This window comes from Microcoleus sp. Z1_B2 (assembly GCF_036700325.1).
Lineage (GTDB): Bacteria > Cyanobacteriota > Cyanobacteriia > Cyanobacteriales > Microcoleaceae > Microcoleus.
In genome coordinates, this window is record NZ_JAUBOQ010000047.1 from 20,983 (window position 1) to 46,452 (window position 25,470).

Below are 25,470 nucleotides of genomic sequence, written 5' to 3' on the forward strand. Positions count from 1 at the left end.
CCTGTTCCACAACAATTCAGTTTTATTGTGGGAAGAACAGGCAAGATGCCTGTTCCACAACAATTCAGTTTTATTGTGGGAAGAACAGGCAAGATGCCTGTTCCACAACAATTCAGTTTTATTGTCGGAAGAACAGGCAAGATGCCTGTGCCACACAAATTCAGTTTTATTGTGGGAAGAACAGGCAAGATGCCTGTTCCACAAAAATTCAGTTTTATTGTGGAACGGGCATCTTGCCCGTTCCTAAAAATAATGAAACATCGGAGTTCTAATCAGTTACTGCTTTAACTTCCTTCAAATGACCAAATCTGTAATTAACGGCAAATGATCCGAACCGACATTTCGGCCAGTACGAATCTTTGAAACACCAATTTCTTTGCTCACTAGAAAGTGATCGATCGGAATATAAGCCAGCGGCATAAAAGTCGGCCAAGTCGGTAAAATGCCAAAGCCCGATCGCGCATTTCGCAGTTTTGCGGTTTTTACCATATTTTTGTAGAATGGCGACCACATTACCTGTTTTACCTGTAGCTACTATGGCTATAAATAGCATGAAAGCAGGCAATCCGAGCGTGGTGTTTCTGATGAGATAGTCCATTATACAATTTTAGATTTTAAATTTTAGATTTTAGATTTAGAATGAATCATGCAGTTTTTAGGGCAATGCACACCCCACCTAAGCTGTTGTGCATTTAAATAGAATGTCAACAAACAATTCGCCGTCTTGTGGGGAGTAGGGGTTGGGCCTAAGATCCCGCCCTGAATATGCAATTTAAATGCGTGACAGCTTATTGACTTAAGAGCGACTTTACAAACTCGGTAACCTCCTTAAATTTCATAAATTTCTAAGGGTAAGTTGTCGGGATCTCGGAAAAATGTAAACCGTTTTTCGGTAATTTCGTCAAGGCGAATGTTTTCTACTTCTACTTCTTGGGATTTTAAGTAAGCAACGGATGCTTCTATGTCCTCTACGGCAAAAGCTAAATGTCTCAAACCGCAAGCTTCAGGATTGTTAACTCTTTCAGGAGGATTGGTAAATGAGAAAAGCTCGATGGTGTCCCCGTTTCCGACTCGCAAATCTAGTTTGTAAGAATTCCTCTCGGTTCGGAAAGTTTCTTTGATAATGGAACATCCCAATACTTCTACATAAAATTTTTTCGATGCTTCGTAATCCGAGCAAATAATCGCCACATGATGTATTGCTTTTATTTTCATCTTAAAAAAGTTAGTTAGTTGCGTTTTTCTGAGATATTGCACCATGTTAAATAAGCTTTTTATGAACAGGCTTTCCGGCCTGTTCCACAACAAAATTCACTCTTTGTGGAACAGGCCGGAAAGCCTGTTCTTGAGAATGGTGCAAGATGTGAGGTTTTTTCAAATGCACAGCACGCTATTGACAATTATATTTGACTCGGCGACAAACCCTGCTAAATTCAGCGCGATCTCGCTAAAATTTCCCCCGCTCAAATCTTAATTAAAAAAATTATGTAAAAAAAGTACCCTACTTTGATAAAATGAGAGTTTTGCAGTCAATCACCCAATTTGCATCTCAGGAGACAAGGATTATGGCCCGTATGTATTACGACACCGACGCGAACCTAGACCTCTTAGCCAACAAAACGATTGCTATCATCGGCTACGGTTCCCAAGGACACGCCCACGCGCTTAACCTCAAAGACAGTGGCATGAATGTCGTTGTCGGTTTGTATCCCGGTAGCAAATCTGCCGCCAAAGCAACCGACGCGGGTTTAACAGTTCACCCGGTAGACAAAGCAGCAGCCGCTGCTGACTTCATCATGATTTTATTGCCCGATGAAGTTCAAAAAACTATTTACAAAGAACAAATCGAACCCAACCTTTCTGAAGGAAATGTTTTAGCATTTGCTCACGGTTTTAACATTCACTTCGGCCAAGTTGTTCCCCCTGCCAATGTAGACGTAGTAATGGTTGCCCCCAAAGGCCCCGGACACTTGGTGCGACGGACTTACGAACAAGGGGAAGGTGTTCCGAGTTTGTTTGCAGTATATCAAGATGCTTCCGGTCAAGCGCGCGATCGGGCAATGGCCTATGCTAAAGGTATCGGCGGCACCAGAGCCGGCATCCTGGAAACCACTTTCCGCGAAGAAACAGAAACGGATCTTTTTGGCGAACAAGTAGTTTTGTGCGGCGGTTTGAGCGCCTTAATTAAAGCTGGATTTGAAACTTTAGTTGACGCCGGATACCAACCGGAATTAGCTTATTTTGAATGTTTGCACGAAGTTAAACTTATCGTTGACTTAGTAGTAGAAGGAGGCCTCGCCAAAATGCGCGACAGCATCTCCAATACCGCAGAATACGGCGATTTAACTCGCGGCCCCCGCATCGTCACGGATCAAACCCGCGCCGAAATGCGTAAGATTCTCAGCGAAATTCAATCCGGCCAATTTGCCCGCGAATTCGTTCTGGAAAACCAAGCCGGCAAGCCAGGTTTTACCTCCATGCGCCGTCAGGAAGCAGAACATCCTATTGAAGAAGTTGGTAAAGATTTGCGAGCTATGTTTAGCTGGTTGAAAAAGCACGCTTAATCAATTTTAGATTTTAGATTTTAGATTTTAGATGGGAGGATCGATCTAAAATAGTCCTGGACGCATAACCTCTATCTGTAGGGTGTGCATTGCACACCTTACTGCTGGGAAAATCTCAAATCTCAAGTTTAATCGATTACAGATTAGAGATGGGATAAAAAATCTAAAATCTAAAATCCAAAATCTAAAATCGTACTGTTTGGTTGTGCTTCGCTTAACCCAACCTACAAGAAAATGGCTAGGTATTGTTAAAGAAACAGGGTTTCTCGCTGGTAGCTCAAAACTATCGACTCGGGCTAGGAGTTTTTTGCAATTTCTCAATATCCTGTTGCCTTTTCTCGTTGAAATCTCTCGGCCTCAACCAATCTGGCCACAACCCGACGAAGAACTTTCGACTGGCCACGCTAGTATCTCTTACAGGTTTGGGGAGAAAAGTTAAAGTGTCACCGTAAAGGGTAAACAGGGCTGCCAACAGAAGCAATAGCGGGATAAGATTTTTTTTAGGCATCGCAGTTGGGGAGTAGAGTTTGTGAAAGCGGTTGCTTATATTTTGCCCTTGCACGGACAAAAAATATCAGAAACAGCTTAAGAAGAAAATCCACCCTGGGGGCTAAGCTACCGCGCATACAAAAGGAAAGGCTGCTAGTCGTAATCTCGTTTCCGCTGACATCGGAATCATAATTTTCCCAGTGCAGTGGGAGTTTCCCGTGTGGCTCCGCGCTCTCAGGAGCGATCGTCCCGCTCGCACTCAAGTATAATTTCGATGTCACCTTATTTGATATTACTACAAGTTTTTATCATTAGTTATTAGCTGATGACTAATGACTAATGATTAATGACTAATGATATTATGTCCCATCGATTTACGGCGATTAAAGGTCGGGTCGGGTTTACAGATTTTCCCGTTTCTATTCAATATCTTGGCGAACCCGCCCCTACAGGAATCATGGTTAATTGACCGGACATGATATGACTAATGACTAATGACTAATAACTACTTATTCCTTTGAATAAAAGTTTGCACGACGGTATTAATTTCCGGGGAAATTTCTGTTACTAGCCGCACCGGGATTGCCGATGTGGAGGCAAATTGCGCGTATTCTGGTGTTAGAAAGACTGCATATTTATCAGCTTCAGCAGTTAGTTGCGCGGCGGTAGCCAAACTTACAGCTTTAATATAATTGCGTATGCTAACAGCTTGGTCGCCGACAACTTCATCCCCAGTAATTACTGTGCTCGGCCTGCGAACTTGGTTTAAAGTTGTACTCGGATCTTTGACGCTTAAGTGCGTTCCTCCTACAAAACCAACTAGCCATTTAGGAGATGGAATTTTCGGAAAGCCAGCAATTTGTTCGGCTAAGGCAGGAGTGGTTTTGTCGGCAGAAGATGCTACTATTAATGTGGGAATCTTAATTTTACTTAAGCCCGTTTCTCCAAATAATAATGATGCGATCGGATTCATGGCGATCGCCCTTTTAATCCTCCCATCCCGCAATTGATACCGTTCTTCGGGCAATCCGGCCGCCGCGCACTGAATGCCTTCGCCTAAGCTGAACCCAATCAAATCCCCCTGACACCTTTGTTTGAGTCCGCTCAATTGCAGTTCGGCGCCGGCCACGGACAAGGCTGTAGCGCCGCCGAAGGAATAGCCAACGATCACCGCTGGGTCGATCGCAATTTTCCCCTGCAAGTTATCATCAGTTTGGTTCAATTTTGTCAGTTCGTCGAGTACAAAACTGATGTCTTTGGGACGGTCTAAAAACTCTTGAGGAGCTAGCAACGGACACTTCCCCGCCATCGCAGCATTGGTATTCGTCTCGTTACTGCCGGGATGTTCTAAAGCTGCTACCACATAGCCGTGAGACGCCAAATGCTCGGCTAAGTAGCGCAAATCCGTGCGGACGGAACCCAAACCGTGAGAAAAGACGATCGTCGGTTTGTCGGCTGTCGCAGCTCTTGACCAGTACACATCAACTGGAATACGCCGATTGCGGGCGCTATCGTTCAAATCTAGCGCCCGTACCTGCACGACATTAGGGCCCGGCTGGGTTGGATCGAAAGGCAGCTTAAACGCGGGTTTAACTGGTGCTAACTGAGGTGCGATCGCCGCCATAAAGCGCTGAGTTTGCCAAAAACTTACGTTCATATTTCCCAAAACAGCGAAAGCTCGATCTAGATCCACCACGACCCGCGAGCTCGGATAAGATTCAATGAAACTCAATATAGATAAGCCTTCCGGCGCTTTTGCTCCCTGCACCAGAGCGGCTCGCAGCGCTTCCACACCCCCACCGTCGCGCCTGGGTATGACAGTAGTCAAATCCGTCAGGATGCCAGTGCCAATGCCCGTATTTAGCAAGTTGCTCAGGCCGACTACATTGAGGGGAATTTTCGCTTGCAGCGCCCGAAAAATTTTACTCCGCTGTTCGTCAGACAAGAGATTGGCATAAGCTTGCAGTTTGGCGGGGACTTTTCCTGTTTCTGCGAGTTCGCGCAAATCCGCAACCGATATTGACGTTTCTAAAATACCTTTGCGGATAACAACCGTTTCTGCCGCTTTTACAGAGGATGTCGCGTCGCTGAAAGTGCCGATCGAAATCGAACCCAAAACACTCGCCACTGAAGAAAACCATCTGAAATTTGGTCTGATGCTCATTTTTACCTTATTGAACTAGAGGGGGTATATCACCATATTCTCAAAATTCTCCCAGATAGCGAGAAATTGTCCTAGATGCCGAGAAATTGCCTGCATCGGAGTGCGATCGAAATTAGTTTGGAAAAGTGCGATCGTCCGGGCTTTAGGCGGGTTGTTTTTGAATGATTAAACCGCAGAGGGCGCAGAGGGCGCAGAGGAAGAGAAGAGAGAAATAAATAGTGTCGGTACCCACGGATTTGATATTAATCGGCAGCCCGAAACTTACAAACTTCGGGAGTTAGTTATCTCATGGACGGTTGCATCGGATGGATGAGGATTAAATTTTAACAGCAGATCAATGCAGATTCATAACATCATCTGCGGTTAAAATATTGGGAGCATCTCATATTTGTAAAAACACTTCTTCTGGCTCCTGACTTCTTCCTTCTGACTCTTTTCTCCTGACTCCTTACTCCTGACTCCTAACTCCAATTTCTAGCTTGCCTGCTTTCATTGAGATGCTCCCAAAATATTCCTCAAGATACAGGAAAATAAACAACAAGCATCGAAATATTTTGGTGAGTCCGGGCGATCGCTTCCGGTTCTTTGAGAGTTCCTGGTTTTTCCCACATATTCTGTTGCTGAGAAATTGTTGTTAAAATCAGCAAATCGTGTTCTAACAAATTCTGCGAAACTAGCTTGATAAAATTTCCCCGCACCCGATTTACTGGTATCTCAGAAAGAATTTCCACCTCCGCCGCACTTTGGTTGCTTTTCTCCCGTTGTGTCGCCACCAACAACACTTGCAAACTCGCCTTAAGTTCCTCAGCCAAACTCTTAGCAATATCCACGGTTTCCTGAAATCCAAACCGAGTCAACTCGCTGTCAGTTACGGCCAAAAGAACTCTGGCTGTATTCTGGAGAGGATCGGGAAATCGAGCAATCAGTACGGGTACGGGCGATCGCCTTACCACATTGTCAATGATGCTGCCAAAAAAATTGTCGCGAGTTGTGGAAAATCCCTTCCAACCGCAAACTATTAAACTAGCCTCGCGTTCGGTTGCACTCCGTAGGATTCCGCGATCGATCGCATCATCTATCCTCGCGATCGGTTCAACCGCACAAGCAGCCGCATGGGCGACAGTTTCCGCAGCAGTCAAAAGTTGAGTTTGCTGCATTTTCTCTGCGGGCGAAATTGCTTCCCCGCGATCGGACAAAATATGCAGCGGCAACAAAGTTCCCTGAGATGTTTTTGCTAAAATCAAAGCCAAACGCAGCAAATTATCTTCCGTATTCGGATTAGCAACAGGCACTAAAACTCGCTCTCCCCATGAATGCTTTCCCGCAGTAGGAACCGGCAAACTCGACCCCGGCGGCTGCATTTCTTGACCCCACCGAGATACAATCCAAGGAGAAGCGACACAAGTTACTAAAATCATGGCAATGATGCCGTTCACCGTTACGCGATCGACCAATTTAATCTCAAAAGCAACCGTAATCGCCGCCAAAGTAGAAGCAGCTTGAGCAACAGAAAGGCCGAACATTACCATAATGTTCGGAAACTCAAAGCCAAATAATTTCCCCGGTAGCCAAGCTGCCAAAAACTTGCTCACCACCTCTGCTAAAATCATCACCGCCGCCACCAACAAAGACTGCGGCTGCTTTACCAAAATTAGCGGGTCAATTAACATCCCCACAGAAATCAGAAAAAACGGCACAAACAGCGTATTGCCAATAAACTCAATCCGATTCATCAGGGGACTCATTTTGGGAATAATTTGAGTAATGGCAATTCCCGATAAAAATGCACCAATAATTGCCTCAATTTCAATTAGTTCTGCTGCGTAAGAAACTAGAAATAGGGTTGCTAATACAAATATAAATTCGGCATTTTCGTCATGTCCAAATTTCTTAAAAAACCAGCGACCGATTTTGGGAACGCCCCACAAAGTAGCAAAAGTGTAGATAGCAAGAGATGGAATGAGAAACAGCCAAAATTCGAGAGTGAGATTTCCTTTGTAAGCTTTAACAACAATAGCCAGCACCAACAGTCCCAACACATTGGTAATTAAAGTCCCGCCCAAAGTCGTAGTAATAGTCTGAGTTCGCATCAATCCCAATTTGGTGAGAATTGGCAGCGCTAAAAGCGTGTGCGTAGCAAAACAAGAAGCGACTAAAATTGCAGCCAGCCAGCTATATCCCAACAGCAGCATCGCCCCTGTCCCCAATATCATCGGTAGCGCAAAAGTAGCTAGCCCAAATATGACAGCTTTGTCCGCATTCAGTTTGAGATCGTCAAGGCTAGTTTCCAGTCCCGCTAGGAACATCAAAAACAGCAATCCTACAGTACCTAGCAAAACAATAGTAGCGTCTCGTTGCAGCAAATTGAGACCGTTGGGCCCGACAATTACGCCAGCAATAATTAAACCCACTATTCCCGGTAGTCGCAAGCGCTCAAATACCAGCGGCGCGAGTAGCATGATTGCTAAAAGAACCAGGAAAACGGGAACGGGGGCGGTAATTGGCCCGGAAGTTAACATAAATTTTTTACCCTACATATTGGCAGCGAACTGCTACCATATTTAAAAGGAAATAATCAAAATGTCTATCAATCTAAAGAGGTATTCTCAATATTTTACAGCGTAATTGGTAATAAGTAGGACTGGGCGGGAGCAACTGGGTTTATTGGTAAAATATGGGTTGGATGACTAGAAATTGGGCGCAGCACGAACTCCGATAAAAAAAACTATATTTTTCAGTCCTGGAAGCACAAGAACCAGGTTAAGAGTCAAAATAACAGGTTGTCAGCGATCGACTTTAACGCCAAAACCTGGTTTTTTATCCTATTTGCGTCCACCACTATTTAGGTATCAAATGCAGCGGGACACAGACATATATCCCAAAATGGAATTTGGTAAACTCGGTCTAATTCAGAAACCCGGTTTCTTTTAAAAACCGGGTTTTTCACCACAGCACAACAGACAATTTAAATGGGTTTGTCTTGGACGCGAAACAACCTGGTTTCTACGCAACGTACTTAACCTTACCCTTACGGTAGCTAAGTATGTATTTCTTGTCAAGATTTTTCCATCTAATTTCCAATGATAGGCTAAGCGATCGACACAATGCTAGCTCGCTCGTAAGGCAATCTGTTAGTCGGCAAAACCTCCAGATTAATTTGCAACGCATCCAAAGCCGGATTTTCGGCTAGCAGCTTTTGCGTCAAACTCTTATTAAGAATTTCCCAGAAATCCGTTTCATTGGGATAATTAGTCAAGAAAGTGTCGATGCTTTGGTAAATCGGCACAAAGTCTGGATACTCATCCTGCGTAATTCCTGGTTTGTACTGATATTTGACATCCATATTGAGGTTATTCAAACCCTGGTGATCGATCGAGTAATTAGGAATTTTGAAATCCCATGCTTCGCCTAATTTACCATCTTGAGTGCGAGTAACGGTACTGCTGCGCTCGTAAGGCAATCGGTTCGTCGGTAAAACATCCAAATTAACCGTCACCGACGAAAGTGCCGGATTGTCAGCAAGCACTTTTTCGGTCAGATTCTTGTTGACAATTTCCCAAAAATCTGTTTCGTTCGGGTAGTTAACTAAAAGGTTGTCAATGCTCTTGTAAATCGGCACAAAATCAGGATACTCAGAATTTTGAATCCCGTCTTTGTACTTATAATTTACATCAATATTCAGGTTGTTTAACCCTTGATGATTAATGGGGTAATTTGCCAATGTAAAATTCCATTTCTCCGTCAGTTGAGCATCGGACGGAAAGAAAGAAATTCCTATTGGACGCTGTAGCTTGCTGTCGGGAGGGACAAAAATAGAACTGTTACTCGATCCAGGATTTCCCGATATTGGCAGCGGTTCGTCAGTCTTGCCATTATACCGCAAAACAGCGCCGGCACCGTTAGCATTAGCGCGGTTGTCAAAGCCAACTGCAAACAAATTGCCGATCGGCGAAAAAGCCAAACTACCTACATAATTGCTACTGGGCGAAGTATCAGTATAATTCGTAGATAAAACCTTGACCAATTCCCCACTTCTTAAATTGTAGCGCCTGATATCGTTAGCAAAATCGCTGACATAAAGGTCGCCGTCAGCGGGCCCGATTGCCAGTCCCAAAAGACTTGCAAATCCCTGACTCCGAGGCGAAGGATCGGGCGAAGCAAAGATACTTGACTGCCCGGTTTGCGGGTTGTAACGCAGCACCTGACTGGGGAAACCTGCGCTAAAATCTGGTTGACCGTTGGTCGCCACACTCCCCTGCGTTGTCACGTACAAATTGCCGTCAGGAGCAAACAGTAAACCGTTCGGGCCATTCAATCCTCCCGCTTGCTGATTTCCCGAAGCAAATACATCAATAAACTGTCCTGTTTGGCCGTTATATCGCAGAATTTGGTCACTCAAAAAACTGCTGACATAAAAATTACCGTCAGGGCCAAAAGCTAAACCGTAAGGGCGAAACAATCCGCCAGTTTCATCGGCCGCCGTGTTCGGATTATCGGCGACAAACTTGTCAATAAATGCGCCAGTAATTCCGTCATACCGCAATACCGCCGATGCTGTCGGTTCTCCCGAATTTCCGGGCTTGTCGCCGCTAGTAACGTAAATGTCCGACTGATCATCGCCATTGCCATCGGGCCCAAAAACGATCGTATCTGGATTGGACAAACCGCCGCTTCCCGGTGGAATAAATTCGCCTAGAAAATTGCCGGTATTGCCGTCAAACCGAAGTACATTATTTCCCCGGCTATTGCCAACTAGGAAAGTTCCTTGAGGATTGCTGGGTTGAGTGCGAGTAACTTTGCTGGTGCGGTTGTAGGGCAAGCTTTGGCTTGGCAGAACGTTGAAGTCTATCTTAATTGCCGCCAATGCAGGATTTTCGTTGAGGATATTTTGAGTCAAGTTTTTATTGACAACTTCCCAAAAATCTGTTTCGTTCGGATATGTGGTTAAAAAGTTATCAATGCTATTGTAGATTGGCACAAAATCGGGATATTCATTGGGAGCGATTTCCGGTTTGTACTGGTAATCTATATCGAGATTGAGCTTGTTCAATCCTTGGTGATTGATTGCGTAGTCTTTGAGTGAAAAATTCCAATCTTCTGTGATTTTGCCCGATTGACTGCGGAAAACTGTACTGGCGCGATCGTAGGGCAATACCTCCGTTGGCAAAACTTCCAGTTGAATCGTAACATCTGTCAGTACCGGATTTTCAGTAAGCACCTTTTCCGTCAAATTTTTGTTGAGAATTTCCCAGAAATCTGTTTCGTTCGGGTAGTTAACTAGGAAATTATCAATGCTTTGGTAAATGGGCACAAAATCTGGATATTCGTTTGGGGTAATTCCCGGTTTTAACCCGTAACCAACTTTAAGGTTGAGGGTGTTTAAACCTTGGTGATCGATGGTGTAATTTTTAAAATTGAAAGCCCAGTTTTCATCAGGAAATAGGGAAGAAGTTTGGGATAGGGAGAGTTCACCAACAGGTAAAGCCATCCCTGTCAGTTCGTCTATCTCACCTTGAGTGGAGGTAGCGGTCGGGGATTTTAGACTACTATCAAATTTAAGATTGTCGCTTCCTGACGATGGGAGACCGAAGTCGGTGGATGGCCCAAAAAGGCCGTTAGCGAAGCCCTCGTAGAGGATCGCACTACCAGTCGCAGCCGCCGCCCCATCGCGTTTTTCAGTCAAATCGTAGCTGGTATCAAATAAAATATTGGTATCGCCTACGGCAATTGTCCCGATCTGATTTAAGCGATCGAACTTACTGAATAAGTCTAGTATTTCCGCTGAAACACCCGCAACATTTCCCCGAATCGGATTTTCTGGAAACCGTCCTGCTGTGTTAAACATAAGCTATTTTTTTAGATACACCCGCCATCGGGAATTAATTTGAAGAAATTATAGCCTTTTTTCCAAATATGTCAAGTATCTTAAGAAGTATTTTATATTTCCTTGCCATAATTAAACCTGAAATTTGTCCCCTTTCTCAATCCTCTCGTTTCCCGTGGCATCGGTATTGTTCAAATGTCAAACAGTCAATCGATTTTAGATTTTAGATTTTAGATTTTAGATTTTAGATTTTAGAATTGACCCCACGGATCAATTCGGGGGCTCCTTTATCGGATAGAGGTTTTTTATTTCTGGACGGATGAATCACGTGGCGGGTATCCTGGATGCGAGGGGGTCAACAGTCAATAGAAATTTATGCGAAAAACCGGATTTCTAGTTCCCCGCACACAAATCCTGATTTGGCATACCCCTAAAAAAGGGAAACGTGGTTTTATCCCTTACTATTCCCTATTTAAAATCTAAAACGGGGAAAGGTTTCGCCGCTTCCATCTGCGCCGCTAAAGCAATTAAAGTTGCTTCCGCCGCCGGCCGCCCGATAATTTGAATTCCCACGGGCAAACCGTTGTTATCTAAAAGGGCAGGAAGTGCGATCGCAGGCAAACCGCTAGCATTAAACGGCGGACAAGGAGCTACCCAATTAATAATGTGCTGCAAAGTTTCTTCAAAACTCAAATCCGCCCACTCCCCAACCCGGATTGGCGAGTGCATATAAGTTGGCAAAACTAACACATCAAATTTTTCAAAGAATCCCACAATCCGCCGTGAAATCACCTGCATTTGATTCACCGCCCGCAAATATTCCCCAGCGGAAATAGTTCTTTCTAACAGCCAGCGATTCATCGGTTCCAAAGCAGGGCCTGGAATGCCACTTGCCGCCGCCCCAGACTGCCAAATTGCGATAAACGGTTCGATTAAACCCGTAAAATCCGGGCATCCAGGTTCGACATCATGACCCAAATCTGTCAATAATTTTACTGTTTCGAGTACCGCTTGCTGACAGATAGGCGCAGCCTCGCCCACAGGGGAAATACTGGTAGAAAACGCAATTCGCAGTTTGCCCGACTTTTGACGGGAAGCCTCTAGAAAAGTCGGATTTGAATCGGGTAGCCAGTACGGATCGCCTGTTGTGTAGCCTGACATCACATCCAAAAGTGCGGCGGCGTCAGCTACAGTGCGCGCCAGTGGGCCGTTGGCAGAAATGCCGCTGAGGTAATCTCCGACAGGTGCCCAGGAAACTCGCCCCCGCGACGGTTTAATGCCTACTAAACCGCAGCAGGAAGCTGGACCTCGAATCGAACCGCCGCCGTCTGAACCTTGGGCGATCGCGCACAAACCCGCTGCTACAGCCGCCGCTGAGCCTCCGCTGGAACCTCCGGGCGTATAGTCTAAATTCCAGGGATTGCGCGCGGGCGGGAAACCTTCTGGTTCGGTGTAAGGTAATGAGCCAATTTGAGAGGTGGCTGTTTTGCCCAGAATGTTAAATCCCGCTGCTTTGATCCGCCATACTACTGACTCGTCGTAGGCAGAGATGTTACCCTGCAAAGCCTGAGTGCCGTAGGTACACGGAACGCCGGTAACGGGTGTCAAGTCTTTAATGGCGATCGGCACTCCGAAAAAAGGTGGCAATTCCTGTGGCTTGTTTAACCCAGCTAGTTGTTCGGTTTGAGATTTAGCTAGGGCGATCGCCCGATCGGCCGTTACAGTAAAATAACTGCCCAGCTCAGGGTTTAATCGCTCAATGCGTTCCAAGTACAGATTGACAATTTCTAAAGGCGACACTTCCAGCGTGCGGATCGACTCCGCCAACTCCAAAGCTGGAGTAAAAGCCCGATCGACAGAATTCATCCGTTTAAGTCCTTAATAGTTGGGCAAAGTATAATTTAATACTTTTAAATTGTGGCAAAGTCTTTTGATTAAGAAATTTATCCAAAAAAGTCAAAAATCCATATTTGATCATATATCGAGAGTGATGACATCCTCCAATTGGCACAATAGTTCCTTAGTAGTGCAGCACTACGACCCCCTCTTGGGATAGACTGAGAACAACAGTTAAGCTTTTGTGCAAGACGCGCACAATGGCGATCGGCATTGTTCAACTCCCACAAATCATCTGTTCGAGTCAGCCTTCTCACCAACTTAAGGTAGCGCATATGACACAACAGCATCCGCCCGCTCCTCGCCCGCCCGTACCCGGAGCCCCCCCACCACCCGGAATGCCCCGCCCTCCTGCTCCCGGAATGCCCCCCAGAGCAGCAGGAATGCCACCAGCACCGCCACCGGCACCAGCACCAGCAGCGCCACCGGCACCAGCACCAGCCTCGCAATCCTTCGCCACACCTAAAAGCCAGAGTTCTAGCAGCGGCGGATCTCCGACTTTGAAAGAGCTAGTCATGCGAGCCAAAGAAGAAGGAGTATCCGACCTTCACCTCGGAGTAAACGAAGTTCCCCGCTTCCGCACGCGGGGCGAGATTGCCGACATCGGCTATCCACCGACGGATTTAGATACGTTTTTTGGCTGGTTGCGGGAGTGCATGAGCGATGAAGAAATTGAAATTTTCCAAAAAACCCTAGACTTTGACGGCGCTTTCGACTTCGGGTTCGTCCGCATTCGGATCAGTTGCATGGACTCCTTGGCCGGCCCGGCAATGGTGCTGCGGCTAATTCCTGCCAAAATCTTGACAATGGAGGAATTGAAACTGCCGGAGGTATTTAGGAAAATATGTGGCTACCACAAAGGGCTGATTTTGGTGACAGGGCCGACAGGTTCGGGTAAGTCTACCACCTTGGCCGCGATGATCGACTACATCAATAAGAATAAAGCCTACAACATCATCACGATCGAAGACCCGGTAGAATTCGTACACGAAAGCAAAAAATCATTGATTAAGCACCGGGAAGTCGGCAGGCACACCCTCAAGTTTATGAGCGCTCTCAAAGGCGCTCTGCGACAAGACCCCGATATGCTGCTAGTAGGAGAAATTCGGGACAGAGAGACGGTGGAAATCGCCCTCAAAGCCTCTCAAACCGGTCACTTAGTTGCAGGAACCCTGCACACCAACAGTGCGGTTAAAACCCTGAACCGGATTCTTGATATGTTCGGGGCGGAAGAACAGGATGCCATACGGGTTTCAATTTCCGAATCCCTAGTGGCGATTATTGCTCAACTGCTGTGCAAAACCACAGACGGCAAGCGGGCTGCTTTCCACGACGTGATGATCAATACCGACGTGGTTAAGGAATACATTATGAAGGGGCAGAATGAGGAAATCAATCAAATCATGATCAAAGATACTTATGAAGGCATGACGACGATGAATAAGTCGCTCTACGGTCTTTATCAAGAAGGTCGGATTACTGAAGAACTTTGTGTAGAGAACTCGCCGTTCCCGAACGAAATGGCTCAGATGCTGCGAGGTCGAGTCTAAAGGTCGAGTGTTAACAGTTAACAGTTAACAGTTAACAGTTAACTGTTAACTGTTAACTTTTATTGGTGTACTGAATTGAAAGTCGATCGCCCTATTTTGCCAGAATTTTTCAAAGGCATTGCGCTGTTTACACCAGGGGGAGACTTAATCTATTGCATAGACCCCCACAAGCAAACTCGGTGGCATTTGCAGTTGTGCGTAGCTCTACAGGAGATCCTCGGTTTGTCGGAACCGCCGCATTTTCTGATACCTTGCTACACGGCAACCATTGACTGCTGGCTCGATCCAGGCGATCGGCAGGTGCGGGTTGCTGCCGAGGCTTACCCCCCCGTGCTGCGACATCAAACGCTGCTGAACGCCATTTTTGGGACTGGCGACTTAGTGTGGCATCCCCGCAGCGAAGAAATGTGCGAACCGATGGCAATCGCTACTTATCACGAACAATTCCCCGAACTTTGGGAAAATCACGACTTAGTTGTACAGTATGCCAGCCCCGAAGCTCGATCGGACTGGAGCAATTCCATAGTAACTCCCTTGGGCTTTCCGCAATCGCAGCAGACTCGGCTTCCCAAACCAACAGCACTCACCCCACCGCCACAAACTCAAGGGTACGTTTTGCGTCTGTTTGTTTCCGGCAGCAACCCCAGCACCGAACGCACTCTCGAAACTTTACACCAGTTCTTAGAGAAATGCCTCGATCGTCCCTACACTTTAAAAGTAATTGATGTTTTGAAACATCCAGACCAAGCTGAGGCAGATCAGATTTCAGCAACTCCTACTTTGATTAAAATCTGGCCGAAACCCGTGCGACGGATTGTCGGCGAATTGAACGATAATGAAAAAATAGTGCGGCTGCTGAGCTATTCGGAATTTTAGATTGGGGCGAGGATTTTTGCGATTATTTAATACGGGCGATCGCGGGTTAACTCACCATTGAATTAACCACATAAGACTTATGCACGATTGTTTAGAAACCGGGTTTTTTTACGAAAAGACCTGTTGTAGGCCGCAGATTCGGTAAAAAAACCGGTTTCTGCGTGCTAGGTTAACTTACTTGGCTTGAAAATTGTGGTAAGGTGCGCCGAATAGCACCCTACTTTAACACAATCAATCTGGCAATCACGAGAATTGAGAACCCTGCCTGAAGTAAAAAAGGTCGATCGACTTAATCAGGAAGACAAACATCCGGGGCGCACAAACTGGGGAAATCCAAAGTTGTGACTTCCAGCGTATCCAACTCAACTCTCCGAATTACATGATTGTTCGTATCAGCAACAAACAAATGAGGCCCGATCGCACTCAACCCTGAAGGTTCAAAAAATCGAGCCTTGAGACCTTTAGCATCAACCAAACCTGCTTTACCATCTCCAATCATTGTTCTGCACGTACCGCCCCGGTGGTCGATCCGCTTAATTTTGTGATTGTAAGTATCAGCCACCCAGAGGTAATTTTGAGCGTATTCAACACCCAAACAGTGCTGCAACCTTACCTCCTCAGCGCGACCATCTTTATCCCCAAAACCAAACAATTCACCGCTACCGCAGACTGTACGCACCTTCGGGTCTTCATCAATACCCACAGCGCGAATCGAACTAATTTCGCTGTCAGCAACAAACAACTCCGATCGATCCGTAGACAGGCCACTGGGCTGAGAAAAAGCAGATTCTGCAAGATTCCCGTCTACACAGGATTCTCGGCCAATACCCGCATAAGTGGCGATCGTGCCAGTATCTAACTGCATTTCCCAAATTTGGTGGGAACCCGCCATTGCAATAAAAAGTCTATTTCCAACTCTTTCTAAATCCCAAGGCGAATTCAATTGCGTTTCTAAACCCTTGCCGCTGCGGGGTGAAATTTCGTGACTTTGTTCGCCCGTACCAGCAACAGTTTCCACCCGTTGAGTCGTAAAATCAATCTTTCTGACAGCATGATTTTCCGTATCAGCAACATATAGAATCTGACTTTCTGCATCAAAAGCCATACCTTGAGGTGCAAAAAACTCAGCCTCTTCAAACTCCCCATCAGTTAAACCCGGTTTACCGCTACCGATAACGTGCAGCACCTCACCTTCGAGGGTGCTGACAACAATCCTATTGTGGCCGGAATCGGCAATAAATAAGCAAGAACCCACTAAGTTTTGTATGACTGAATTAGCCGGCCCCGGCAATACAGTTTCATCTACAGATTCATTTTCCTGACTCATTTCGCCCAAAAGCGCGCCCTGTTGGTGAAGCTGTTTTGCCTCCGTTGCAGCGATCGCAAATGCCAGCACTTTACCCGGAAAAGCCAGCGGTGTTGAGACAGGTTTGCGCTGTTTTTCTAAGGTAAAACTGAGTTGTTTAAACTTGAGTGCATTTTTATCTTTGTATTCAGCAATTAACTTGCTAACTAACTCGTCAAGTGCTTCTCTATTGCCTTCGCCGGAAACAAAGCCAACGACATAACTTTCAGGATCGATCACCATTAAAGTCGGCCAAGCGCGAACCGCGTAGCTTTGCCAAACTTTCATGCCGCTGTCAACGATTACGGGATGTTCGATATCGTAGCGGAGGATAGCTTGGCGGATGTTTTCTACTTCTTTTTCGTTTTCAAATTTAGCCGAGTGAACGCCGATAACCGTGAGGGAATCTTTATATTTTTGTTCGAGGTATTTTAAGTCGGGGAGGACGTGCAAGCAGTTGATGCAGCAGTATGTCCAGAAGTCGAGGAGGACGACGCGCCCTTTTAAGGCTTCAATGGATAAAGGTTTTTCGGTATTCAGCCAGGGGTAGTTTCCGGGGAATTCTGGTGCTCTGACGCGAGGCATGGCATCTCCTGGGTAGGACGTGAGTGATTTTTTTACTTCTTTAATTTAGCGGGAAGTTTGGCAGGATGGGAAGAAAGCTGATTAAACCAGGGTTTTTCGAGACAGCGAACATGGCTGTGGCACAAGAGGGGGGCGAGGGAGGATGGTAAAACCGACACGGAGTCAAAACGGTTGTTGCTTTTATAAATTACATAACCAACGAGAAATAGATGCAACTTGATTCTCCTGATTCAGATTTGCAGCATTACTGAGAGTCCGGTTTTCCAGTTGATGCCAGATTTCACCCGCCATCCTTCTTGCAACTGCCGAACCCACAAAGAAAGTCAGAGGTGAGTGTCCAACTGTGGAAAATGCTTCGCGTATGCGATTTAGTGCCGCTTGTGCCGTTTTCCAATGCTCATCTGCACCTGCAGGATCGATTCCGCCTTTAAGTTCGCCCAATGCAATAACATAGGGTGCCACGATAGATGGCTCAATTGCGCTGGATTTATTAGCTACCAACTCCGTCGGGGCAAGATTAAATAAACATAAATCCACATTGCTCCTGACGAGTGGAACAGTTAGGTTATAAATCAATGTGCGATTACCTAGCTCGCTCTCCCAACTTATCCCACGTAAAGACAACTCAATTTCTGTGTCATCATTTGTCATGGCTATCCACTTTTTTGTCTTTGAGTCTTGCCAATAATATCTCTTACTAGCAATTGTGAGAGTCGAGAGGATAGCACGAGTTAGTTTTCTTTGTGCCAATACTCCGCCAACATTACGCATTGAGCCACCAAGCGTGTCACCACGAGTCAGTAGAAATCTAAACACCAATTCCTCCACAAAATTTGTGCCTGCTGGCTCAAGAAAATTCCTGATTAGACCATTTATCGCTTCAATCTTATCCTTTGGCATCAAATGAGCAAGAGACTTGTCAGATAATCCTGCAGCAGTCAACAATCCCATTTCAATGCCCTTAACATTTAACAAATCAGCAGGACTCGCAGCTTGACCCGCAGCTTCTTGAAGTGCTCTTGCTTGGGCGAGGTAAGGGGTAGCGCGTCGATTTTTTTCAAGGGCAAGTGCCACAAAACCCGCACGAGTGTCTTCAGATGTTGTGACAAGATCGTCACTGGATTGAAGGTGGTTACGATAAGCACACATAGGTATCCAGTTATTGTTTTTTCCATACATAAACGCACTTCCTCAAAGGAACACGTCCATAGTTTCCCATCTGTTGACTACTATTCCCCTTATCACCTGGTAAGACGAGAATATTTTCCGTAATAAAGCCGAGTTTTTCAGCGAAATCAGAAAGAATCATGTCCACTGAAATGCTTATACCTGCGTAGCGCACATTGTCATTAACCATAAACAAAAATGCCCCGGATTTAAGGATACGAAAGCTTTCTTGTATTACGCAAGCCATTTCATAGAAATATCCTCTTACCATTCTTGGTATACCATTGTTGTTCAATATACCCAGTGACTTTTGGGTGTCCAAATATCTTAAGATAGCCTGCAAGAGAGTTTGCGAATTAGCAATACTTAAAGCTACTTCCCAATCCTGATTAATAGCCAATAAATCTTTGGGGTGATTCTCAACCGTACAACTTAGCATTTCCTGACGCAGATTAATTAATTCCTTTTCAGAAATTCCTAGTAAAGCTAGCTCTAGTGCATAGGTGCGAGTATAGTCATATCGATTGCAGTAGGGTGGAGATGTGATGATTGCATCGTAGGTAGAGTCCGGCAAATCGGGCATTATCTTCAGACAAGAACCTTGATGCAAATTAATTTTGCCTTGTTGATTATTCTGAGTTTGAAAAAGCTCAAGTTGTTGTGTAGGAGGTTCTAAGTCGTTAACAAGTTCATTAAATTTTTTGGTAATAGCTTGACTGAACTCCAGAACCTCACCTTTATTGAAGGACTTCTTTGACGTGCCATGACCCGAACGGTAATCCCAACGAAGATACTGTCCATCTTTGCGTGTATAGCTTACGGATTCTAAAACACACAGTAAAGTCAAGACTAAAACTGATTGAACCTTGGTATTTTCTTGATAACAAGCTCCAAGATATTGCTCAATTTCTATTTTAGTTTCTTCGGAGTAAGCCCCTTTAGTAATTCTCAATTCTGGCAGAGTGACAGGGGTTTCAAATTTTTTCCATGTTTGCAAATTAAACCATGTCTTTAGCCGCTGAAAATCATCAATAGTGAAGGCAGTGTCTAAAAGAATTTTGGTATTAATTATATGTTGACCAATAGGTAATAATTCAATGCCCTCACCATCTATTCCCAAGTCGCTAGCAGCAAATAAAGCAGTTCCACTACCTGTAAAAGGATCTAAAATCTTGCCTTGAATGACTTGATATTGTTGGAATAAGAACTCTACCAAAGAAGCGGAGAAAGCTTCCTTATACTTGTACCACCTATAAATGGGTCTAGTTTTGTTAGCCTGAAAACTAACCAAAAGTCGGGTAAGCGAGGGCTGGACTACAAACTTGTCTTGAAAGCGATCGTGTAATTGCCTGTCAAGGTTATCAATCTCTCCCAGAAAGTCACTTTCCACTTCAGAGGCGATGTTGGAGATGCTTGACATATTTACCATGACTACAAATTATTAAATAACTAACTGTCGATCGTAGTATACCAGTATCTCCAATCAAAGAACGGGCAGAGGTCGCTACCCTTGTAAATTCTCTCTGACGAACCAGAGAATTAACCGCTTCAGAAATTATCCCCTCTGGCTGAACCCCAATTTTCTCCTTGGTTTTCCCGGCTGTTATTTTCCAGCATCACCAATACACCGTTAATTTTATTCTGCTCGATCGCACTTGCGATCGAGTTAACCCACAGCTTGATATTCGGCAGTTCCCCTTGCAAAGGCAATCTTGACGCGATCGCAGTAATATTGTTCTCATTTGAGTGGTAGACGGATTGTAAATGTACTGCCTTTTCCTAACTCACTCTGGACTTGAATGCTGCCTTGATGAGCCACTGCGATCGCACTTGCAATCGATAGGCCTAATCCAGCACCACCCGTGGCTCTAGAACGATCGCTCTGCACTCGGTAGAAACGATCGAAAATTCGCGTTTGCTCGGCTGGGTTGATACCAACACCTGTATCTTGAACTTGAATTATCGCTTCCTTGTCGGTGCAATCGAGGATGGCAAGGATTAGCCCTCCTGGGGGAGTGTAGTTAATCGCATTGGTAATTAAGTTCGTCACCATCCCGTAAAGTTGGGCTTCATCCCCAAGAATTACAACGGCTCGCGAAGCACGAATTTCTAACTTCAATTCCACCTCAGCCACCATTGCTAAACCTGCAAGTTCTTCTACTAAATCGCCAATCAGATAGTTGAAACAGCAATGCTGCAATTGAGTCGGAATCTGTTGTTGCTCAAGTCTACAAATAAACAATAAATCTTTCACTAACCTAGAAAGGCGGATGTTTTGTCGTTCGATAATATCGAGGTTTTGACTAACCTCCGGTAAATCTTCAGCCAGACGAGTATCCTCAACAGTAGCCTGAATGACAGCCAGAGGCGTTCGCAATTCATGAGCGGCATCGGAGGTGAATTGTTGCATCTGGAGATAGGACTGATAAATTGGTCGCATCGCTAATCCAGATAACCACCAACTAGCTCCTCCCACGAGCAGCATGACCAAGGGTAAGCCTAAAAAGAGCAACAATCGCAAGGTGTTAAGATAGGCATCCCATTCTTTGAGCGATCGTCCAATTTGCATATAACCCCAAGGCAAACCGCTGTTTGTTCTGAGTAATAGAGAAATTTGATAAAAGCGATCGCCATTAGAAAGATGCAGAATTTGCCAAAACTCTTTTGGTGCAAAGTTTTCTAATACATCCGCCTGCTCTCCAACCTTCCCTAATATTCGCCCAGATTGGTCTAAAAAGCGGAGATAATATCCCTCCTGCTGAAACACCCTAGCAGTATGTCGCGCCCCGTTATTGCCTGAAGAGTAACAGTTTTCATTCCACAGACATAAACCAGGCAAAATAGTTTTCAAGCTGGATGAAAGCTGTCCCGGTTGTTGTAATTGTGGTTCGATAGTGTCATGCAGCGTTCCGGCTAAGGACTGTAGTTTTTGCTGGAGAATGTATCGCTGCGTGTGAAACACAACCTGATAGACTGCAACACCGCATATACCTAACAACAACCCCAGGACGATCGCATACCAACCCGCAAGTTGCCAGCGCGTGCGGTTAAATAGCTTGTTGGAGTGCATATTACTTGCTCAAGCGATACCCGAATCCATGAACCGTTTCAATCATCCCGTCGCAGCCATAATCTGCCAGCTTGCGGCGCAACAGACGAATTCTAGCAGCAACTACATTGCTCATCGGGTCAGTATCAACATCCCACAAACGAGTCAAAAGTCGATCGCGCGTGAGGATTTGGTTCGGATGCTGCATGAAATATTCCAGTAACCGAAACTCATTAGCCGTCAGAGGAATCACCGTTAGCTGTCCTTCGTCATCGGTAGTAAAGATGATGGATTTAGTATAGTCAAGCCGCAATCGCCCCGCCTCTAGTTGGGCAGGATTGAAATAGGGCGACTGTTCTGGAGACAAACTCCGTCCTCGTCGCTGGAGTGCCCGCAACCGAGCTAACAATTCTGCTTTAATAAACGGTTTCATCAGATAGTCATCAGCACCCGCATCTAGCCCTGCCACCATATCCTCTGTTCGATCTTTTGCCGTCAACATCAAAACGGGTAATGGATTATTCTGCTGGCGCAAGCGTTGGCAGAGTTCGACGCCAGAGATTTCCGGCAGCAACCAGTCAAAAATGGCAACCGTGTACTCTATCCATTGGTCTTCCAGATAGTTCCAAGCAGTTGTGCCATCTTGCACCCAATCCACCAGGTACTTTTCTCGGCTCAAGGTGCGTTGCACGATCGCACCCAAATCTGGTTCGTCTTCCGCCAGCAGAATTCTCATTTTAGCCCTACTCCATCTCCATTCGTTGGTGTCTGCTCCATGCTGTAGTTTCTCAACTCGTTGATTGCCAGCATCCGTTTAGGCATCAGAAACTTCCCAAATCGAGCATACAATGCAGGTAGAACCAGTAGGGTGAGAGCAGTTGAGGTAAAGAGTCCGCCGAGGACGACGATCGCTAGCGGCTGCAACAATTCCTTACCAGCGCCACCGCTTAAAACCAGGGGAATCATCCCCAATGCCGAGGTGAGTGCTGTCATCAGAATCGCCAGCAACCGTTCCATCGAGCCTTCGACAATGACTTTGGGAAGCGGCATTCCTTGTGCCAGTTTGGTGTTGTAGTTGTCTACAAGCAGCAACCCATTGCGCGTCGCTACGCCAAACAGCGTCACAAAGCCCACCATTGACGGAACTGAGATAACGCCGCCCGTCAGCAGGACTGAGATAACACCGCCAACCAGGGCTAATGGTAAGTTGATCATAACCATCAGCATGGCAGGAACGGATTTCACCGTGAAGTACATCAATACTGCGATCGCTAGCACTGCTAATATTCCGAAAATTAGGAAGTTTTGAGCAGCCCGTTGTTCCGACTCATACTGTCCGCCGTACTGAATATAGTAGCCTTGGGGCAGTTGCACTGATTGCTTAACCTTGGAGCGAATGTCATCGACGACCGAAGCAACATCGCGTCCCTGTACGTTGGCTGACACTACAATTAAACGCGAGACGTTTTCCCGGTTAATCGTATTGGGCCCATTGCCAAACTCAACCTTTGCCACTTGCGAAAGCGGGATGATTTGACCTGTTGGGGTATTAACTTGGAGGTTGCGAATCGTGTTGAGATTGCGACGGGCTGATTCGTTGACCCAAACCAACACATCTACCAACTGTTGACCATCCGGCACCTGACCAACCACGCGACCATTCAGGGCTGTTTCCGTGAAATCGGACAATTGGGCGATCGTCAATCCGTAGCGAGCGGCTGCATCTCGGTTAAATTGAATTTGTACTTGACGGATCGGTATTTGGGGCTCAAGCTGAAGGTCTACCAATCCCTTCACGCCTTTCATTGTCGTTTCGATTTGTTCTCCAATGCGGCGTAGTTCTTGTAAATCGTTGCCGAATACTTTGATCGCGATCGCACTCCTGACCCCCGACAACACTTCATCCATCCTGTGACTGATAAATCCACCGATATTGGTAGCAACTCCCGGAAACTGGCCCAATGCCTCCCGCAAAGCTTGGATCGTAGCAGGACGGTTTTTCATCGCTGCTTCACTCAGTTCCACGTCCAAGTGTGCCAAGTTCACCGATGCCGCATCCGGATCGCCCGGAGCACGCCCCGATCGCAGTTGTACTGATTCAAATCGGGGGTCATCCTTAAGGGCATTTTGAATCGCTAAGCCAACGCGATTGGTTGCTTCGAGTGAGGAACCCGGATAAAGGGCGATCGCATTCATTAGCGATCTTTCCTGGAACGTTGGCAGAAAATCCCGTCCTAATGTCGGCACAATCAACATTGCCGCTACCATTGAGGCTGTTGCCAATCCTAAAATTAAGGTAGAGCGACGCATCGCCATTCGCAGCAACGGATCGTAAAGTTGTTTAGACCACCGGGCTAGGAAGGGTTCTGTCGTCTGCATCCGGCTGTGGGGCAGCAGAATGGCACACAATGCAGGGGAGATTACTAGGGATTCCAGGCTGGAGATGACAACCACCACCAGATAGGCAATGCCCATTGGGGTGAAGATCCGCCCCTCTACCCCAGAGAGTGTGAAAATCGGTGAAAAGACAATAATGCCAATTAACGTCGCCCCAATCAGCGACTCGCGCACCTCCTGAGAACCCTCAAAAATAATCTCCAGTGGTGGCTGGGGATTGGGCGAGAGGCGATTTTCTCGTAAGCGGCGGTCGGTATTTTCGCAGTAGACGATCGCATCATCCACTGCTGTCCCGATCGCCACTACCAATCCGCCGAGGGTCATGGTGTTGAGTTCCAGCCCGATCCAAGAACACACTAACAGCGAGAACAGTAGCGTGAGAAAGAAATCCAGCAAACAGATGGTGAGGGTGCGCCAGTTCATCAGAAAGGGAATCAGAATGGCTGCGACAATCAAACTGCCTTCGATCAAGGCCGATCGCACATTACCAACTGAGGCATCAATGTAGGCATCTTGCCGGAAAGTGACATTCGCCTTCACATCTTTGGGTAAGCCCGGTTTAATTTCCTCCATCGCCTCGATGATCGCTTGCGTGACGGTGGGACTATCCACCAAAGGTTGCTTGTTGACCATCACCACCACAGCCCGTTTAGTATTCCAACTGGCATCGCCTCGCGGTCGTGCAGCCCCAATCTTCACCTCTGCCACATCCCGCAGTAGAATGGGTTTTCCCTCCTGCACCTTGACCACAGCTTTTTGCAAATCTTCGATCGTCTGGATTTGTCCCTGTCCCCGAATCACCAATTCGCGATCGGGGTCAATCAACAATCCACCGGCGGTTTTGGCATTTGCCTCGTTTGCCGCCTTGACGACTTCCTGAAGGGAAACCTTCAACGCTTGGAGTTTTTCAGGATTCGCAATCACCTGAAACTGCTGCAAATCTCCGCCGTAAACCAGCACTTGCGATACGCCGGGAACTGCCAACAAGCGATTGTTGACTTTGCCATCCACCAAACGTCGCACTTCCATGATCGATGTAGTGTCAGACGTGAACGCATATTGAATCACCGTCCCGATGGGGGGAGCTAAGGGCGATATCTGCGGGGTACCAACCCCTTCCGGTAGTCTGTCTTGTGCGTCCTGCAATCGCTCTGCGACGAGTTGACGAGCTTGATAGGGGTCAGTTCCCCACTTAAACACCACGCGCAATACCGAAATTCCTACGGCTGAGGAGGTGCGGACGACTTCAACTCCAGGTGTCCCGTTGACTGCACTTTCTAGCGGTAACGTCACCAACGATTCCACCGCTTCCGGCGCAAGACCGGGGGCTTCGGTCTGTACTTCTACTTGAGGGGGCGCAAAATTCGGCAAGACATCGAGGGGCATTCGACTTACAGTATGTGTACTCCAGATGGTTAGGGCGATCGCCCCCAACACCACTAACCATCGTTGAGCAATAGACCATTTGGGGATGACGTTTAACATAAAAATGAAATTTGGATAGCATTAGGCAAGCTTTTAGGAGACGGAGTAAAGAGATTTACTCCGTCGCGATCGACTGTTA

General features: G+C 46.3%; 18 protein-coding genes. 4 read left to right on the top strand and 14 right to left on the bottom strand.

Features of this window, described 5'->3' with window-relative positions:
• Positions 1-288: hypothetical protein (locus QT984_RS23625; protein WP_333375090.1), on the top strand; the 288-nt coding region annotated here is incomplete at its 5' end.
• Positions 289-294: 6 nt separating this feature from the next.
• On the opposite strand, the gene QT984_RS23630 is transcribed toward QT984_RS23625, so the two are convergent.
• Both QT984_RS23630 and gloA2 read right to left on the bottom strand, forming a co-directional pair.
• The gene (locus QT984_RS23630; RefSeq protein WP_333211094.1) at positions 295-489 is read right to left on the bottom strand and encodes a hypothetical protein; all 195 of its coding nucleotides are present in this window, start codon (positions 487-489) and stop codon (positions 295-297) included.
• Positions 490-828: 339 nt separating this feature from the next.
• A complete protein-coding gene (gene gloA2, locus QT984_RS23635; RefSeq protein WP_333057308.1) occupies positions 829-1,215 on the bottom strand; it encodes an SMU1112c/YaeR family gloxylase I-like metalloprotein in 387 nt (128 codons plus the stop codon).
• A gap of 299 nt (positions 1,216-1,514) precedes the next feature.
• Here gloA2 and ilvC point away from each other — a divergent pair, with 299 nt between their 5' ends.
• The gene (ilvC, locus tag QT984_RS23640) at positions 1,515-2,564 is read left to right on the top strand and encodes a ketol-acid reductoisomerase (protein ID WP_333057309.1); all 1,050 of its coding nucleotides are present in this window, start codon (positions 1,515-1,517) and stop codon (positions 2,562-2,564) included.
• Positions 2,565-3,558: 994 nt separating this feature from the next.
• Here the strand turns inward: ilvC and QT984_RS23645 are convergent.
• From QT984_RS23645 to QT984_RS23665, 5 genes are all read right to left on the bottom strand, one after another.
• Positions 3,559-5,217 carry an alpha/beta hydrolase gene (locus tag QT984_RS23645; protein WP_333057310.1) on the bottom strand — a complete coding sequence of 553 codons (1,659 nt, stop codon included), beginning with the start codon at positions 5,215-5,217 and terminating at the stop codon, positions 3,559-3,561.
• Positions 5,218-5,732: 515 nt separating this feature from the next.
• Positions 5,733-7,736 (bottom strand): cation:proton antiporter domain-containing protein, encoded by a 2,004-nt coding sequence (locus tag QT984_RS23650; RefSeq protein ID WP_333338929.1) that lies wholly within the window; start codon positions 7,734-7,736, stop codon positions 5,733-5,735.
• Between the two features lie 569 nt (positions 7,737-8,305).
• On the bottom strand, positions 8,306-11,062 hold the full coding sequence (locus QT984_RS23655) for an NHL repeat-containing protein (RefSeq protein WP_333057312.1): 2,757 nt from the start codon (positions 11,060-11,062) through the stop codon (positions 8,306-8,308).
• A 447-nt stretch (positions 11,063-11,509) separates the two neighbouring features.
• Positions 11,510-12,907: an amidase gene (locus QT984_RS23660; RefSeq protein WP_333057314.1), complete on the bottom strand. Its 1,398-nt coding sequence runs from the start codon at positions 12,905-12,907 to the stop codon at positions 11,510-11,512.
• A 283-nt stretch (positions 12,908-13,190) separates the two neighbouring features.
• A complete protein-coding gene (locus QT984_RS23665) occupies positions 13,191-13,454 on the bottom strand; it encodes a hypothetical protein (protein ID WP_333057315.1) in 264 nt (87 codons plus the stop codon).
• On the opposite strand from QT984_RS23665, the gene QT984_RS23670 reads away from it, so the two are divergent.
• Both QT984_RS23670 and QT984_RS23675 read left to right on the top strand, forming a co-directional pair.
• Positions 13,453-14,487, top strand: coding sequence for a type IV pilus twitching motility protein PilT (locus QT984_RS23670; RefSeq protein WP_333057316.1), 1,035 nt, complete (start codon positions 13,453-13,455; stop codon positions 14,485-14,487). The genes QT984_RS23665 and QT984_RS23670 overlap by 2 nt on opposite strands.
• Positions 14,488-14,562: 75 nt before the next feature.
• Positions 14,563-15,363 (top strand): circadian clock KaiB family protein, encoded by an 801-nt coding sequence (locus QT984_RS23675; RefSeq protein WP_333057317.1) that lies wholly within the window; start codon positions 14,563-14,565, stop codon positions 15,361-15,363.
• Positions 15,364-15,652: 289 nt separating this feature from the next.
• Here QT984_RS23675 and QT984_RS23680 read toward each other — a convergent pair whose 3' ends face one another.
• The 7 genes from QT984_RS23680 to QT984_RS23710 form a co-directional block, all read right to left on the bottom strand.
• The gene (locus QT984_RS23680) at positions 15,653-17,293 is read right to left on the bottom strand and encodes a thioredoxin-like domain-containing protein (protein WP_333375093.1); all 1,641 of its coding nucleotides are present in this window, start codon (positions 17,291-17,293) and stop codon (positions 15,653-15,655) included.
• Positions 17,294-17,473: 180 nt separating this feature from the next.
• Positions 17,474-18,472 (bottom strand): type II restriction endonuclease, encoded by a 999-nt coding sequence (locus tag QT984_RS23685; protein WP_333155300.1) that lies wholly within the window; start codon positions 18,470-18,472, stop codon positions 17,474-17,476.
• Positions 18,453-19,889, bottom strand: coding sequence for a site-specific DNA-methyltransferase (locus QT984_RS23690; RefSeq protein WP_333375095.1), 1,437 nt, complete (start codon positions 19,887-19,889; stop codon positions 18,453-18,455). The genes QT984_RS23685 and QT984_RS23690 overlap by 20 nt, the downstream gene beginning before the upstream one ends.
• A gap of 119 nt (positions 19,890-20,008) precedes the next feature.
• Complete coding sequence (locus QT984_RS23695) at positions 20,009-20,164, bottom strand: hypothetical protein (RefSeq protein ID WP_333057321.1); 156 nt, start codon at positions 20,162-20,164, stop codon at positions 20,009-20,011.
• Between the two features lie 34 nt (positions 20,165-20,198).
• Positions 20,199-21,530 (bottom strand): two-component system sensor histidine kinase RppB, encoded by a 1,332-nt coding sequence (gene rppB / locus QT984_RS23700; RefSeq protein WP_333375097.1) that lies wholly within the window; start codon positions 21,528-21,530, stop codon positions 20,199-20,201.
• Position 21,531: 1 nt separating this feature from the next.
• Positions 21,532-22,245 (bottom strand): two-component system response regulator RppA, encoded by a 714-nt coding sequence (gene rppA, locus QT984_RS23705; protein ID WP_333375099.1) that lies wholly within the window; start codon positions 22,243-22,245, stop codon positions 21,532-21,534.
• Positions 22,242-25,391: an efflux RND transporter permease subunit gene (locus QT984_RS23710; protein WP_333375101.1), complete on the bottom strand. Its 3,150-nt coding sequence runs from the start codon at positions 25,389-25,391 to the stop codon at positions 22,242-22,244. The genes rppA and QT984_RS23710 overlap by 4 nt, the downstream gene beginning before the upstream one ends.
• Positions 25,392-25,470 lie beyond the last annotated feature (79 nt).